Below are 15,118 nucleotides of genomic sequence, written 5' to 3'. Positions count from 1 at the left end.
ATCCATCACTTTTTAAATAATTATGAAGAAACTCTTTTATTTCCTCACAGCTCTTATTATAGCTGCTTGTAGTGCGGAAAAGCAGCCTCCTATTGATAGAGAGGGGTTAGTGGCACGCAACTGCCCAACGGTAACCTCCTTCGATTCTCTTTCTTCCCTTTCGGTAGGTAACGGCGAATTTGCTTACACAGTAGATGCCACCGGCTTACAAACCTTCCCGAATATGTATAAGAAAGGAGTGCCTTTAGGAACACAAGCCCAATGGGGATGGCATAGTTTTGCCAATCCGGAGAACTATCGGCATGATGAAACCCTTAAAGCTTGCGATTTTGGTCGTGGAAAGCAAGAGCCTTATTCCGCACAATTCAATGAACCGGGGCGCAATAAAGAAGCTGCCGATTGGTTCAGAGTGAATCCTCACCGTTTGCATTTGGGCATTGTGGGCTTTGAATTGGGCGAAGATATAACGCCAACCCAAATTACAGATATAAACCAAACACTCGATATGTGGAAAGGAGTGATTGGCAGTAACTTTAAAGTAAACGGAGAAGAGTTTAAAGTGGAAACTTCCTGTCACCCGACCATTGATATGATAGCCGCCCGCATTACTGCTCAGGCAAAGGCGGGAATTAACTTCCGTTTCCCGTATCCCACCGGAGGGCATGCCGATGATGCCTGCAACTGGGAAGCTAACGACAAACACACTACTACCACCATATACAGTCAGAATGAACAATCTGCTATTTTAAAACGACAACTGGATGATACCACATACTATGTAACCATCTGTTGGGAAGGGAGTGCCAAACTCTCGGAGAAATCAAAAAACTATTTTGTTTTAAAGCCCGAAACAGAAACATTTGCTTTTACCTGTGCTTTTAGCTCGAATATACCTTCTGCCGAAAAAATAACTGCCGAAGAAGCTCAATTGGCTGCGGCAGAACATTGGATGTCCTTCTGGAAAGAAGGAGCTGCTGTCGATTTCTCTAAATGTACCGACTCGCGTGCCAAAGAGTTGGAAAGACGCGTAGTATTAAGTCAATACCTGCTTGCCATTCAATGTGCCGGTTCTACACCTCCGCAAGAAACGGGGTTGACTTATAACTCCTGGTATGGCAAATTCCATTTGGAGATGATTTGGTGGCACCAGGCACAATTTGCTTTATGGAATCGGGGTGAGATGCTCGACCGTACCCTTGGCTGGTACGAAACAGTAGCCCCGGTAGCCCGCGAAATTGCACGAAGACAAGGATTTGACGGCGTTCGATGGATGAAGATGACCGATCCTTCGGGCACCGAAGGTCCTTCTAAAGTGGGTAGTTACCTCATTTGGCAACAACCTCACATTATTTATCTGGCCGAACTTTTGTATCGTGCCAACCCCACCGAAGAAATAGTAGCCAAATACAACGATTTAATTCAAGAAACAGCTAAATTTATGTATTCTTTTGCCACGTATGACGAGTTGGAAGGACGCTTTATCCTGAAAGGGGCCATTCCCGCACAAGAAACCTTGCGAGCTGCCGAAACGGTGAACCCGCCTTTTGAGCTCTCTTACTGGCACTTTGCTATGGAAACCGCCCAGAAATGGCGCGAACGTACCGGCGAGAAACGAAATCTGGAGTGGGATGAAATGATTGATAAACTCTCTCCCTTAGCTTATAATGGAGATAAACTTTACCTGGCAGCAGAAACAGCTACGGATACCTATATTGATATTCGGTATACTTCCGATCATCCGGCCGTGCTGGGAGCTGTGGGCATTTTACCCATGAATAAACTGATTAGGGAAGATTATATGAAGAATACGTTGAACTGGATATGGAACAACTGGAACTGGGGTAAAACCTGGGGATGGGATTATCCGATGACTGCCATGAACGCCGCCCGCATGGGTGAACCGGAAAAGGCAGTAGGAGCCCTTTTAATGGAAAAAAGAACCAATACATATTTAGTGAACGGACATAATTACCAGGATGGACGCTTACGGGTTTATCTTCCCGGTAACGGAGGGCTGTTAACAGCGGTTGCTATGATGTGTGCAGGCTGGGACGGATGTACTACCATTAACCCAGGCTTCCCGAAAGATGGTACTTGGAATGTAGTATGGGAGGGTCTTAGCCCCATGCCGTAGCTGTCCTTGTGACTAAATGAATGAGTGAATAAGTTGACGAGACCCGGGTGTCATTTTGCACGACACCCGGGTGTCGTTGGTGATGACATGGGGGTGTCATCGGATGTTTCATTAGAGAATAGTTTTTAATACATAGAACTAAAGTATAATATATTGCTATGAAGTGTTTCTTTTCACGTTGTGCTGATCGTGTTTTCTTATATTCATTAAGCCTGTTGGGTCTAATGGGAACCCATGTTTTACAAGCGCAAACTCCACGTAAACAAATAGGAGATTTTATTGAATCTCTATCACAGAATGATCATTTGCGGGGCGCATCTCGTGTGATGCAATATTATCCTGATGGAGAAGACTTTGTGTGTGTAAACGGAAAGAACCGTTATACACGTGCTTTATATGGCAGTCACAGCCCTTTTAGAGTAGAAACAAGTGACCGCCCGGTGTTTGCATTTTATAATAATGGATTGGGAGGAAATATCAGTTTCACCCTAAAAACAGCAGATGGTACTGTGCTTCCTCTGGATCAGACAGCTCATTGCGAAGCCCGTTATACACCCGGAAAACGTTCTTACTATTTAACCGATCCTTCGTGGGGCAAAGGAGAACTCTTTATTGATGTATTGGCTCTGCCCGATGCTGATGGAGCCATCTGGCGTTTTTCTGCTATAAACATGCCAAAGAAAGCCGTACTTACCTGGAAGCATGGAGGAGCAACAAAGAAACGTTTGAGCCGAAACGGTGATCTGGGAGTAGACCCGGCCGATAGCTTTGAACTAAAGCCCGGAGCCACCGATATTACTACCGGAGAGATTTCTCTAAAGAAAGAATTCTTTTTTACTTGGGGAGATATTCCGGAAAAGGCAAAGCTTCCCTCGCTTTACAACAAGGCCGAAGAGGCACGCAAAGCATTAGCCTCTCGTATTCAAATAGAGACTCCCGATCCTTATCTAAATACGTTGGGAGGTGCCTTAGCCGTAGCAGCCGATGGCATTTGGGACGAGAAAGTGTGGCTACATGGCGCAGTGGGTTGGCGTATGCCTTTAAGCGGTTGGCGCGCAGCTTATACCGGAGATGCGCTGGGTTGGCACGATCGGGCAAGAACACATTTCGATGCATATTCTGCCAGTCAGGTAACGGAAGTACCGAACACCATTCCTCACCCGGCACAAGATTCTACATTGAACCTGGCACGCTCTGCCAAGAAATGGGGAACTCCGCAATACAGTAACGGCTATATATGTAGAAATCCGAATAAAAATGACCAGATGCATCACTATGACATGAACCTGTGTTATATTGATGAACTATTGTGGCATTTTAACTGGACGGGCGATCTGGAATATGCCCGTAAAATGTGGCCTGTATTAACCCGCCATCTTGCCTGGGAAAAATTAAACTTCGATCCGGACAATGACGGATTATACGATGCCTACGCCTGCATCTGGGCAAGCGATGCTTTATATTATAACAGTGGCGCCGTAACCCACTCTTCTGCTTACAACTATCGAGCCAATAAAATGACTGCACGAATAGCAGAATTAATAGGCGAAGATCCTACCCCCTATAAAAAAGAAGCCGATTTGATATTAAAAGGATTGAACAGCCGCCTTTGGCTTCCCACTAAAGGACACTGGGCAGAGTTTCAAGATTTTATGGGGCATCGTCGCCTTCATGAGAACGCAGGTGTATGGACCATCTACCATGCGTTGGATAGTGATGTGGCCGATCCTTTTCAGGCTTACCAAGCCACTCGCTATGTAGATACGGAAATTCCTCATATACCAGTTACCGGAGACGGATTAACAGACGAAGGTTATACAACCATCGCTACCACCAACTGGCTACCTTATTCGTGGAGTATCAACAATGTAGCTTTTGCCGAAGTGATGCACACTGCCCTTTCTTATTTTCAGGCAGGTCGCCCGGAAGAAGGATATAAGCTGATGAAAAGCTCTGTATTAGATGGTATGTATCTGGGTCGTAGCCCCGGTAACTTCGGTCAAGTAAGCTTTTATGATGCTGCCCGGGGAGAATGCTATCGCGACTTTGGCGATCCGATAGGGGTGGCTTCCAGATTATTGATACAAGGGCTGTTTGGTATTCTTCCGGATGCATTGAACGGTCGCTTAGTTATTCGTCCCGGCTTCCCTGCCTCTTGGAACAAGGCTTCACTTTCTACCCCCGATATAGCTTACAGCTTTCGGAGAGAAGAATCTGTAGATACATATATCGTAAAGCAACATTTTGCCCAACCACTGACTTTAAGTTTGCAGATTAATGCTTCCAGAGAGGCTATTTCTTCTATCCAAATTAATGGAGAGGAAGGAAAGTGGGAGTTTGTAGAGGCTGCCTCCGGATATCCGGTAATTAACATTTCGGCACCTGCCGCGAAAGAAGCAATCGTAAAAATCACCTGGAAAGGAAACTCTTTGCCGACAATAGCTGCCGAATCCGTTTGTGATCCTTTGCAAGCCTATACTTTAAACGCTTGGCCTAATGCAACGTTTCATGAAGTTTATGACCCGCAACATGTGTTCTCAAACTTTTCTGTGGATAAAGGAGCGTTAAAAGGTACCATAGGAACCAATCAGGGACATCGCACTTTCTTCCTGAAAATGAAGCAGGGCGAAATGGAGTGGTGGCATCCCATCCCATTATATATAAAGGGCAGCGAATGTAAAGTAGCTTCGCAACCATTCTCTCAAGTCGATTCATCTGCTTGTGTGCTCGTAAATATGGATAAAGTATGGAATGCTTCTGTTACAGATATCTTTACCAATGAATATCTGAGTCCTCGTTCTCCATACACCACTTTGCAAATACCAACGCAAGGAATAGGAGAGTGGTGTCACCCCAAACTCACAGCAGATATTGATGATTCCGGATTAAGAGCATTAGTACGCGATACCGTTTTTGCTACCAAGTTGGGCGTTTCATTCCGTACACCGGCAAAAGGGCGAAACATTGCATTTACTTCCCTATGGGATAATTACCCCGATAGCCTGAGCATCCCCTTATCCGGAAAAGCCTCAAGAGCCTACCTGATGATGGCCGGAAGCACCAACCACATGCAATGCCACATCGTAAATGGTATTGTAAAAGTGGAGTACATGGATGGAACATCAGATACATTAGAGTTGATAAACCCGGATAACTGGTGCCCGATAGAACAAGACTTCTATATAGATGGTCTTGCTTTCCAAACGAAAGAGCCACGCCCTTATCGTTTTCACCTAAAATCAGGATTGGTTAGTAATAATCTGGGTAAAGAACTGAATATAAAAGGAGTATACGGCCGACCTATACCCGGAGGAGCCGGAGTATTACTGGATACGCCTTTAAATGCAACCAAAGAATTAAAGAGATTGACTTTGGAAACGATATCGAATGAAGTGGTAATTGGTTTAATGGGGATTACTTTGCAAAGATGATCTGTTACATATCCTCTGTGTGTTTTCTTGAAAATCTTTTAATTTGCCAGATTGTTGTTCGAACAATCTGGTAAATGGAAAAAACAATCAATACATTTAATAAGAGGTTTAAAATGTTTGTACCCCATTGTTTCTCTGTTGTGCTGACATAGAACTCGTAATAAAAAACAGGATATCCCAAAGAAAATCCATTTCCGTAATTAGGTGAACTGTATATGTATGATAGCAGCACATATAACAACAAAAGGATAGAGACAAAAATAAATCTATTCATCTTGTTTTACACAGTTTTATACAACCAAACCCAAAACACCCCAACCAAAATAAGTAGTACAGAGCATATACCTGCTACCACTCGTGCCGTCTTCTTCCCGAAAATATTGATCCAGCCATCCAGTTTGTTCAGGCTGTAGGTAGAGCCGATTACATCTTTTTCGAATAACCATTTCGAGCCTTTAATACTTGCAACCAGCATAGCGATTCCCAATGCGATTAATATGTACCCGAAATGTGCGGGGTTTTCTTCAAAGTATGTTTTTAGGTGTTCCATTGTAAAACAATTAAAGTTTTAATATAGTGAAGAATACCAATCTTCAGGATTAACGGGCTCTATGAAACAATCACGCTCTAAAAAGTAAATTTTCCCATTATCATCATCCATATAGCACATATTTTCCGTTTTAACGTCTTCCAATTTACAGTCTTTAGATAGTTTGTATTTTATATCACCCTCGTAGTGTAGTGTTATTTCACCGTTTTCCACTGTAATACTACATTCTCTATATCCATTAAATCGCATTTTATTAAGTTCTTTATCAAACTTAAAACTTGAAATTCTTTCATCTTTTCCGAAACCGTATGATTCATGCACTTTAATCGTGTCTTTCCCGTTAACAATTGAGATCTCATGTAAACCATCTCCATTACTAACAGGTGTAATGTAAGCCTTTTGGTCATCTATTTTAATCTTCCCATTTCGGATATCCGGATTTTCAAGATACATCGTATCAATTTCATGTTTGCTGTAATAAACAAGTATTTTCTTGATATATGGATATACCTTATCGTTTATAGTTGCAGAACCAAGATATTCTACCCAATAGATGAAGCAAGGTTCATCGTTTGTCACTTCGCCTCCTACCTCTATAATATAAGTTGCCTTAGAAGATACATAGTCGGGACGGTTTATTGTATCATTGATACATTTGGGAATTGGTCTTGTCCAAGGTTTGTTATCAAAGCAGGAACATAATATCATAGATACACATACAGAAATTATAATTATTCTCAAGTTGTTTATCATAGTTGTTTTCTTGATTAATAGCGTATTCCGGCATCTCCAGTAGATCATTAAACTCCTATACACTCCATAAGATGCAATATACACTGTTTTTCGCAAATGTACAAAAAGAATGATTTATAAACGAGTTGAATGACTTCTCGCTGTGGCATCTAACTGATACCATTTTTTATCTTGCTTCTCCAAACAATTACTTGCAGAAACCTTATTCGTTACTCATTTCGTTTCGCTTCATTCCAAATAGCATTCATTTCTTCTAAGGTCATATCTTTAAGATTTCTTCCTTCTTTAATGGTTTTTTCTTCCAAGTAGTTGAAGCGATAGATAAACTTCTGGTTGGTACGTTCCAAAGCATTGTCCGGGTTAATTTTGTACAGGCGTGCTGCATTAATCAGGCTAAAGAAAAGGTCGCCAAACTCTGCTTCTGCTTTATCTTTATCCATATTGGAAATTTCGACTTGAAGTTCTTCAAACTCTTCCTTTACTTTATCCCATACATCTTCTTTTTGCGACCAGTCGAAACCTACATTTCGTGCTTTATCCTGAATGCGATACGCTTTAATCAGCGAGGGGAGAGCAGCAGGTACACCACTCAATACCGTTTTATTGCCACCTTTTTCTTTCAGTTTCAATTGTTCCCAATTTTCGGATACTTGTCCGGCGGTTTCTGCTTGTGTATCGCCAAATACATGTGGGTGACGGAATATAAGCTTCTCGCAAAGGCGGTCGCATACATCCTTTATATCAAAATCTCCTTTCTCGGAGGCAATCTTGGCATAGAAAGCTATGTGTAACAAAACATCTCCCAGCTCTTTGCATATTTCGTCTTTGTCGTTACGTATTAATGCATCGCAAAGCTCGTAAGTCTCTTCTATAGTGTTGGGGCGAAGACTCTCATTGGTTTGTTTTTTGTCCCAGGGACATTTCTCTCTCAACTCATCTAAAATATCGAGGAAGCGACCGAAGGCTTCCATTTTTTCTTCTCTTGTACTCATAGCTTTTTATTTAAATATTCACCACAGAGAACACAGAGGGGAACAGAGGAGTAATTAATTCTGAATTAAAACTCTGTGCCCTCTGCGTCCTCTGTGGTAAAATTATCTCTTTTATTATATTCTCTCCATGAAATCAGCAACCCTATAACCTCCGAATAATTCTTCGTTCCGCTTGAAATCTTATTCCCTTTTAAATAAAGGTTATACATCCAATCCTGAATATCTCCGATAAGCGGACTGTATTTATCGCTCCAATATTGTTGATGGAATCGTGCCAGTTCAATAATCTTTGGGTTGATGCGTTGAAATAATTCTTTATATTCCTCTTCGGTATATAATCTTCGGGCATTTCCCAATACATGATTTAGTACAGAGAAGTAGCCGCAGAATTTTATGAATTGATTCTCCGAGCGGGTGCAGACCTGATACGCATAAAAATTAGCTTCTGCTTCGCTGGTTATTCCAAGAAGATGGGCCATTTCGTGGGCGTAAGTAGTTGCATATTGATAGGGGAGTAAGTCGCCATTCACATTAAACTCGCAAAAGAAAGGACCCATGTATCCTGTAATTGCCATTTTGGAAATGAGCGGAGTAAACATCATCGTTTTTACTTTAGGCTTTCCTTGGGGAGTATGTATGGCTAATTCCCGACTGTTTTGTTTGTATTCGTAGATGATTTCTTCGTGAATGACAGACTTGTTAGTTTCCGGCACCGAATCAAAAGTAGTGTTCAGATTCTCGATATAGTCGTTTACAAAGTCTTGAAATATTTCGGGTGTATAAGCTATGTAAGGCACTTGTGCACGTTGTAAAAAGCTCTGTTGAGAATAGTTAAGCCCCCATGCCAGGTAGAACCAAATATAAACCCATACTAAGTATTGAATAATATGTTGCAGGATTTTTATCCATCGTATTTTTCTGATACGTCCGACAATCGGATAAACTATAATACCTAATAAGCTAAGAAATATAAAAAGATCGCCCACCGAGAATGGAAATATACCCGAAACAGGCGAGAGAACTCTATATATATAAGGATACACAAAACGAGCATACCCCTCTCCCCAGGCAGGTACGGATTGAGTGATCCAAATAAGAATCAGACAGAAAGCCATAATACTCCAGTGTATGAGTGTAGTACGTTTTATTCTCATGGGCAGTTAAGTATATTCGAGAATACAAAAATATGCAATAAATAAACAACAGGCAGGAGAAATATGGCTATATTTGCGAAATTTAAGTAAATGGCTAGTAGATACAGCCTCACCCCAGCCCTCTCCAAAGGAGAGGGAGGCATGAAATATATTATGCAAACATTCTGCGACAGCTGTAACCTCTTTCCCCCTCTCCTTTGGAGAGGGTTGGGGTGAGGCTGTAGCTACTAACTACTATATATAAATTATGAGAAAACTTGAAGGACTGGAAGCTTGCCGTAACTGTACCTCGCGCAGCTTCGTAACAGGCAGAGGACTTGTTTGCAAACGCACAAACGCAAACCCCGTGTTTGAGGGAGAATGTAATGATTTTCAATTAGATGAAGCATTGATACAAAACGCACCGCTTCCCGAAGAAGAAGTATCTGCCAATGCTTTCGATATAGAACAATTGAAAAAAGAACAGAATATGCCCATGGCTGTGGTTGCCGGCTTGGCTGCTTGTGTGGCAGGTGCTATTGTATGGGCGTTGATTTCTGTATCCTCCGGCATGCAAATAGGCTATATGGCTGTAGGGATGGGATTTCTGGTAGGTTATGCCATACGTCTTTTTGGAAAGGGAGTTACACCGGTATTTGGTGTGTTGGGAGCCTGCATGGCTTTACTTGGCTGTGTGCTGGGCGACTATCTGTCTATTGTAGGCTATACGGCGAGAGATTTTGAGATGCCTTTCTTTGAAGCATTGAGAGAAATTCCCATGTCATTGGTTATGTCATCTTTGGTAGAGAATCTGATGTCGATGACGGCATTGTTTTACGGAATCGCTATATTCGAAGGATATAAATTATCTTTCCGTTTGCAAATAAAAGAGGGAGGCAAAATTTGATCCATATATTTTATTAATTTTGCATCCTCATATCAACTGTATATTAAAAGATTAAAAGAACATGGAATTAGCAAGCAAGTACAATCCCGCTGATGTAGAGGGAAAATGGTACCAGTATTGGATGGAGCATAAACTGTTCAGTTCGAAACCCGATGGTCGTGAGCCTTACACCATCGTCATACCGCCCCCTAACGTCACAGGTGTCCTGCACATGGGACACATGCTTAATAATACCATTCAGGATATTCTGATTCGTCGTGCCCGTATGGAAGGTAAAAATGCCTGCTGGGTGCCGGGAACAGACCACGCATCTATTGCTACGGAAGCCAAAGTAGTAAACAAACTGGCTGCACAAGGCATTAAGAAAACAGACCTTACCCGCGAAGAATTTTTGAAACATGCCTGGGAATGGACAGAAGAGCATGGAGGAATCATCCTTAAGCAGCTTCGTCGCTTAGGAGCATCTTGCGACTGGGATCGTACTGCTTTTACGATGGACGAAATTCGTAGCGAAAGCGTATTGAAAGTATTCAATAATTTGCACGAAAAAGGACTCATCTACCGCGGTGTACGTATGGTAAATTGGGACCCTCAAGCGCTGACTGCCGTTTCCGACGAAGAAGTAATCTACAAAGAAGAGCATGGAAAACTTTACTACCTCCGCTATAAAGTAGAGGGAGAAGATACGTATGCCGTTGTGGCTACCACTCGTCCCGAAACTATTATGGGTGATGTGGCAATGTGTATCAACCCCAATGACCCCAAGAACCAACACCTGAAAGGGAAGAAAGTAATTGTACCGTTGGTAAACCGGGTGATTCCTGTGATTGAAGATGAATATGTAGATATCGAATTTGGTACAGGTTGTTTGAAAGTAACTCCGGCGCATGATGTAAACGACTATATGCTCGGCGAGAAGTACAACCTTCCTATCATCGACATCTTTAATGATAACGGAACTATCAGCGAAGCCGGTGAGTTATACATCGGCATGGATCGTTTTGATGTTCGCAAACAAATCGTTATCGACCTGACTGCTGCCGGATTGTTGGAAAAGGAAGAAACCTACACCAATAAAGTAGGATATTCCGAGCGTACCAGCGTGGTTATTGAACCGAAACTGTCTATGCAATGGTTCCTTAAAATGGAACATCTGGCAGAGATTGCTTTGAAGCCTGTAATGGATGATGAATTGAAATTCTATCCGCCTAAATATAAGAACACCTATCGCCACTGGATGGAAAACATCAAAGACTGGAACATCAGTCGCCAATTGTGGTGGGGGCATCGTATACCTGCCTGGTTCTTGCCCGAAGGAGGCTATGTAGTAGCCATGAACGAGCAGGAAGCATTGGAAAAAGCCAAAGCGAAAACCGGAAATGCCAACTTGACTCTTGCCGATATTCGTCAGGATGAAGACTGTTTGGATACTTGGTTCTCTTCTTGGTTGTGGCCTATTTCGTTGTTCAATGGTATTTTGGAACCGGGCAATGAAGAAATGAAGTACTATTATCCAACCAGCGATTTGGTGACCGGGCCGGATATTATTTTCTTCTGGGTAGCCCGTATGATTATGGCCGGATATGAGTATGAAGGAGACATGCCATTTAAGAATGTGTACTTTACAGGTATTGTGCGCGATAAGCAAGGACGTAAGATGTCTAAATCATTGGGCAACTCTCCCGATCCGTTGGAACTGATTGATAGATACGGTGCCGATGGTGTGCGTATGGGAATGATGCTTTCGGCTCCTGCCGGAAACGACATCTTGTTTGATGATGCGCTTTGCGAACAAGGACGTAACTTCAACAGTAAAATATGGAATGCTTTCCGTTTGATTAAAGGGTGGACGGTAGATTCTTCGCTTCCAATGCCTGAAGCCAACAAACTGGCTACTCATTGGTTTGAGTCTAAACAGAACGAAATTGCTGCGGAAGTAGCCGACTTATTCGGCAAATATCGTTTGAGCGAAGCCCTGATGGCTGTTTATAAACTCTTCTGGGACGAGTTCTCTTCTTGGTATCTGGAGTTAATTAAGCCGGCTTACGGACAAGGTATTGACAGAACAACTTATAGCGTTACCATCTGTTTCCTTGATAATTTGCTGAAACTGCTTCATCCGTTTATGCCTTTTATCACCGAAGAGTTGTGGCATCAAATGTATGAACGCGATTCGGGAGAAAGTATTATGGTACAGGCTCTTTGTTTGGATACGTATGTAGATAAAAGCTTCCTTGCTGATTTCGACATCGCAAAAGAGGTTATTAGTAATATACGTAGTATTCGTTTGCAGAAGAGCATTGCTCAGAAAGAACCTTTGGAGTTACAAATCGTTGGACAGAACCCGATAGCAGAGTTTGGTGCAGCTATTATTAAGATGTGTAATATCTCAAATATTACCGTAGTAGATACTAAATCAGATGGTGCCGCTTCTTTCATGATTGGAACCACCGAATTTGCTGTTCCGTTGGGTAATATGATTGATGCCGAAGCTGAGATAGCTCGTATGGAAGCTGAGCTGAAACACAAAGAAGGATTCCTTCAAGGTGTGTTGAAGAAACTAAGCAACGAGAAATTCGTAAGCAATGCTCCGGCTGCTGTTCTTGAAATGGAACGCAAGAAGCAAGCAGATGCGGAAAGTATTATTCAATCTTTAAAAGAAAGCATTGCGGCTTTGAAGAAATAGAAGACTTTACTTAGTAAATAAACGGTCGCCGGAAGATTTTCGTGCGACCGTTTTTGTATTATTCTCACGCCGTTGAGAAAAGTGAGAAACTTAGCTGATTACTTTTGAGTGTGAAGCATTCACAAACAATACATCTCCAATGCCCTGAAATTCGTTGAAGAAGTTCATTGGCTCGTGCTTGATAATCTCTTCCCTGAAACCAATGAGCGTTAAACCTGCATATTTGGAACGTTCCAAAACAGCATCACTTAGCGTTTGATGTTCTCCAAGAAGGATAATCTCTATGTTGGTTAAGGTAATAGGAAGACGCCCCACGGCTATACGTTCTTCCAACTCCTGTTTAACCTCATCTGTGTTCTCGTTGGTGCTGGTGATGAATATCTTGATCTGGCTTCTGCGCCAGTCGGGGTGTGCCATAATGATGTATCCTAACAGAATCATCAGGTTGGTATTCTTCTCATCTGTTTGCCGAATCCAAACATGAATATCGTTTCGGTTGCGAATAGGGTAGTGAGAGCCTGCAAAGATGCAAACGTCAAAGTCGCCTGCTCGTACAATATTGATATTATCCAGAACGCGGCTCAACTCCTCCGGTTGTTGCTTGTCGTATTCAAATACCACCATGTTGTTCTCCATGCCGGAGATGGATGGCGCCTGAATAACCTGAGCAATAGCCGAGGTATAGGAGGGAGATATCATCGTGTCGATATACAACGCACTGCCATGCTCTTTTTGAGTAGTAACAAGCTGACGCAATATCTCTTGCGCTTCGGTATATGTTTGCTTACTGAAATATCCTTCAATAAAATGGAAGTAGGTGCCAAACCCGTGCTGGTGACTAATCCATCTCATTAGCTCCAATACCTTATCTCTTTCGAAGGAGTTAGGAGAAACACAAATAGCCGACGGTCGCCATTCCTCATGCTCCATGTTTGCCTGGCTTTTCTGCATAAATACACGCACATGCCTATTGAGCTGAAATAAAGCTCCTTCGAATATTTCGACCAATCCTTTTTGGTCTTTGTTGGAGTGTTCTATCAGTAAATAGATGATAATGATAACCACGTAAGCCAGAATTGTGTAAAATGGATTAATCATAAACATCACCCATACAGAAAGCAGGAAGCCGCCCAGCGAGAAAAACCACTTCGACTTAAACCTCGGACGGTAGGAGGGAGGCGAACCAAAATGATTCAAGAAAGATATAAGACACAAACAACCATACGTAATCAGGAAGAACATAGAAATGATTTCTGCTACCTGATCGATATTACCCATTAATATAAAGATCAGCGCAATGAGTGAGGCTAAGATGGTAGCATTAAAAGGTTCTTTGTTTTTTCCTTTTCCTTTGGCAAGTAGTGTGTTTACTTTTCCTATGGGCAAAGTATTATCTATGGCAAGTGCCTGCAAGGTTCGGGGAGCAACTAATATGGAGCCCAAGGCCGATGAATATGTACAGGCCGCCAAACCAATTGGGATAATGATAGGACCTGCAAGTGCTATCTGCGACATGATAAGCTGATCTTCTAATAAATCGGCTTGCGAGGCAGACACGGATAATTTCCAGACAATCAGTATATATACAATAAGCCCCGTGACTGTGCCTCCCATGGTGCCAAGCGGTATGGACTTACTCGGGTTTCTGAGGTCGCCACTAAGTCCCACGCCGGCCGTCATGCCAGTGAATGCCGGGAAGCAGATAGCGAAAATAATGAAGAAGTTTTCTTTGTTGAAGAAGCCGAAGTTGTTTCCCGGCATCCTTGTCAGATCATCGCCCGGATCGATTGGGCTTCCCAGAAAAAACAATCCCAAGGCCACCAATAGCAGGATGTTTACGATATAAAGAATCTTCATCCCCGAATTAACCCCTTTAAAAAGAATAACAAGAGATAAAATGACTAATGCCGGTACACTGATAATCTGCCTGGGCAGTTCATAGCCATATTGAGTATGAAACCAATCGAAGAACGGAGCAAATGTTTCGGTAAAAGCAATGATGTAGAAAGCAATACTAATGGCTTGCGAAAAGAATAACGTAAGCCCGATAGTGGAGCCAATCTTTAATCCGAAGGAGCGAGAGATAATGAAATACTCTCCCCCGCCTTCTACCCGTTTGTTGGTGGCAATTTCCGAAATGGCAAGTGCCGTAGGTATAGTAATAAGGTGCCCTAATATAATAATTCCAATGACTCCCCAGAAGCCAACGCTTCCTGTGGCATACCCGAAACGGAGGAATAATACCGCTCCAAGTATGGTAGATATGGCAGTGAAATAAACGGGGGCAGTTCCTAATCCGGTGCTTTTTATAGAGTTTTTAAGTGAAGTCATATATAGGATTTATTGTTTAGAGATATCTTATCAAACACCTTACAGGCTTTGATTGTTCACACTATTGTTATTCATTATTATAGACTGTAAAATGTATGATCACAAATGTACATGATAATTTTCATATTTCACACAAGCGTATAAAAATGTGTCTTTTCCTGCCTATTATTTTTTCAGATAGATTATCAAGTCCACTGTTTT

9 protein-coding genes are annotated in these 15,118 nt (G+C 42.2%); 4 read left to right on the top strand and 5 right to left on the bottom strand.

Annotation, left to right across the window (positions count from 1 at the left end; genetic code table 11):
* Positions 1–22 precede the first annotated feature (22 nt).
* The gene (locus D0T60_RS08690; RefSeq protein WP_163217788.1) at positions 23–2,134 is read left to right on the top strand and encodes a hypothetical protein; all 2,112 of its coding nucleotides are present in this window, start codon (positions 23–25) and stop codon (positions 2,132–2,134) included.
* 224 nt (positions 2,135–2,358) lie between these two features.
* Positions 2,359–5,565, top strand: coding sequence for a DUF4450 domain-containing protein (locus D0T60_RS08685; RefSeq protein ID WP_203558309.1), 3,207 nt, complete (start codon positions 2,359–2,361; stop codon positions 5,563–5,565).
* A 280-nt stretch (positions 5,566–5,845) separates the two neighbouring features.
* Here the strand turns inward: D0T60_RS08685 and D0T60_RS08680 are convergent, their stop codons facing one another.
* The 4 genes from D0T60_RS08680 to D0T60_RS08665 form a co-directional block, all read right to left on the bottom strand.
* Positions 5,846–6,115: an Imm17 family immunity protein gene (locus D0T60_RS08680; RefSeq protein ID WP_163217786.1), complete on the bottom strand. Its 270-nt coding sequence runs from the start codon at positions 6,113–6,115 to the stop codon at positions 5,846–5,848.
* Positions 6,116–6,133: 18 nt separating this feature from the next.
* A complete protein-coding gene (locus D0T60_RS08675) occupies positions 6,134–6,856 on the bottom strand; it encodes a hypothetical protein (protein WP_163217785.1) in 723 nt (240 codons plus the stop codon).
* 221 nt (positions 6,857–7,077) lie between these two features.
* Entirely contained in the window at positions 7,078–7,860 is a 783-nt protein-coding gene (gene mazG / locus D0T60_RS08670) for a nucleoside triphosphate pyrophosphohydrolase (protein ID WP_163217784.1), read from the bottom strand.
* Between the two features lie 65 nt (positions 7,861–7,925).
* A complete protein-coding gene (locus tag D0T60_RS08665; RefSeq protein ID WP_163217782.1) occupies positions 7,926–9,014 on the bottom strand; it encodes a DUF3810 domain-containing protein in 1,089 nt (362 codons plus the stop codon).
* A 247-nt stretch (positions 9,015–9,261) separates the two neighbouring features.
* On the opposite strand from D0T60_RS08665, the gene D0T60_RS08660 reads away from it, so the two are divergent.
* Together D0T60_RS08660 and D0T60_RS08655 are read left to right on the top strand one after the other, a co-directional pair.
* Entirely contained in the window at positions 9,262–9,900 is a 639-nt protein-coding gene (locus D0T60_RS08660; protein WP_163217780.1) for a hypothetical protein, read from the top strand.
* Positions 9,901–9,961: 61 nt separating this feature from the next.
* Positions 9,962–12,586, top strand: coding sequence for a valine--tRNA ligase (locus D0T60_RS08655; RefSeq protein WP_163217778.1), 2,625 nt, complete (start codon positions 9,962–9,964; stop codon positions 12,584–12,586).
* Positions 12,587–12,676: 90 nt separating this feature from the next.
* Here D0T60_RS08655 and D0T60_RS08650 read toward each other — a convergent pair whose 3' ends face one another.
* Positions 12,677–14,917 (bottom strand): amino acid permease, encoded by a 2,241-nt coding sequence (locus tag D0T60_RS08650; protein WP_163217776.1) that lies wholly within the window; start codon positions 14,915–14,917, stop codon positions 12,677–12,679.
* Positions 14,918–15,118 lie beyond the last annotated feature (201 nt).

It is taken from the genome of Bacteroides sp. 224 (genome assembly GCF_010500995.1).
In the GTDB taxonomy this organism is placed as follows: domain Bacteria; phylum Bacteroidota; class Bacteroidia; order Bacteroidales; family Bacteroidaceae; genus Bacteroides.
This window is presented reverse-complemented; position numbering and strand designations above follow the sequence as displayed.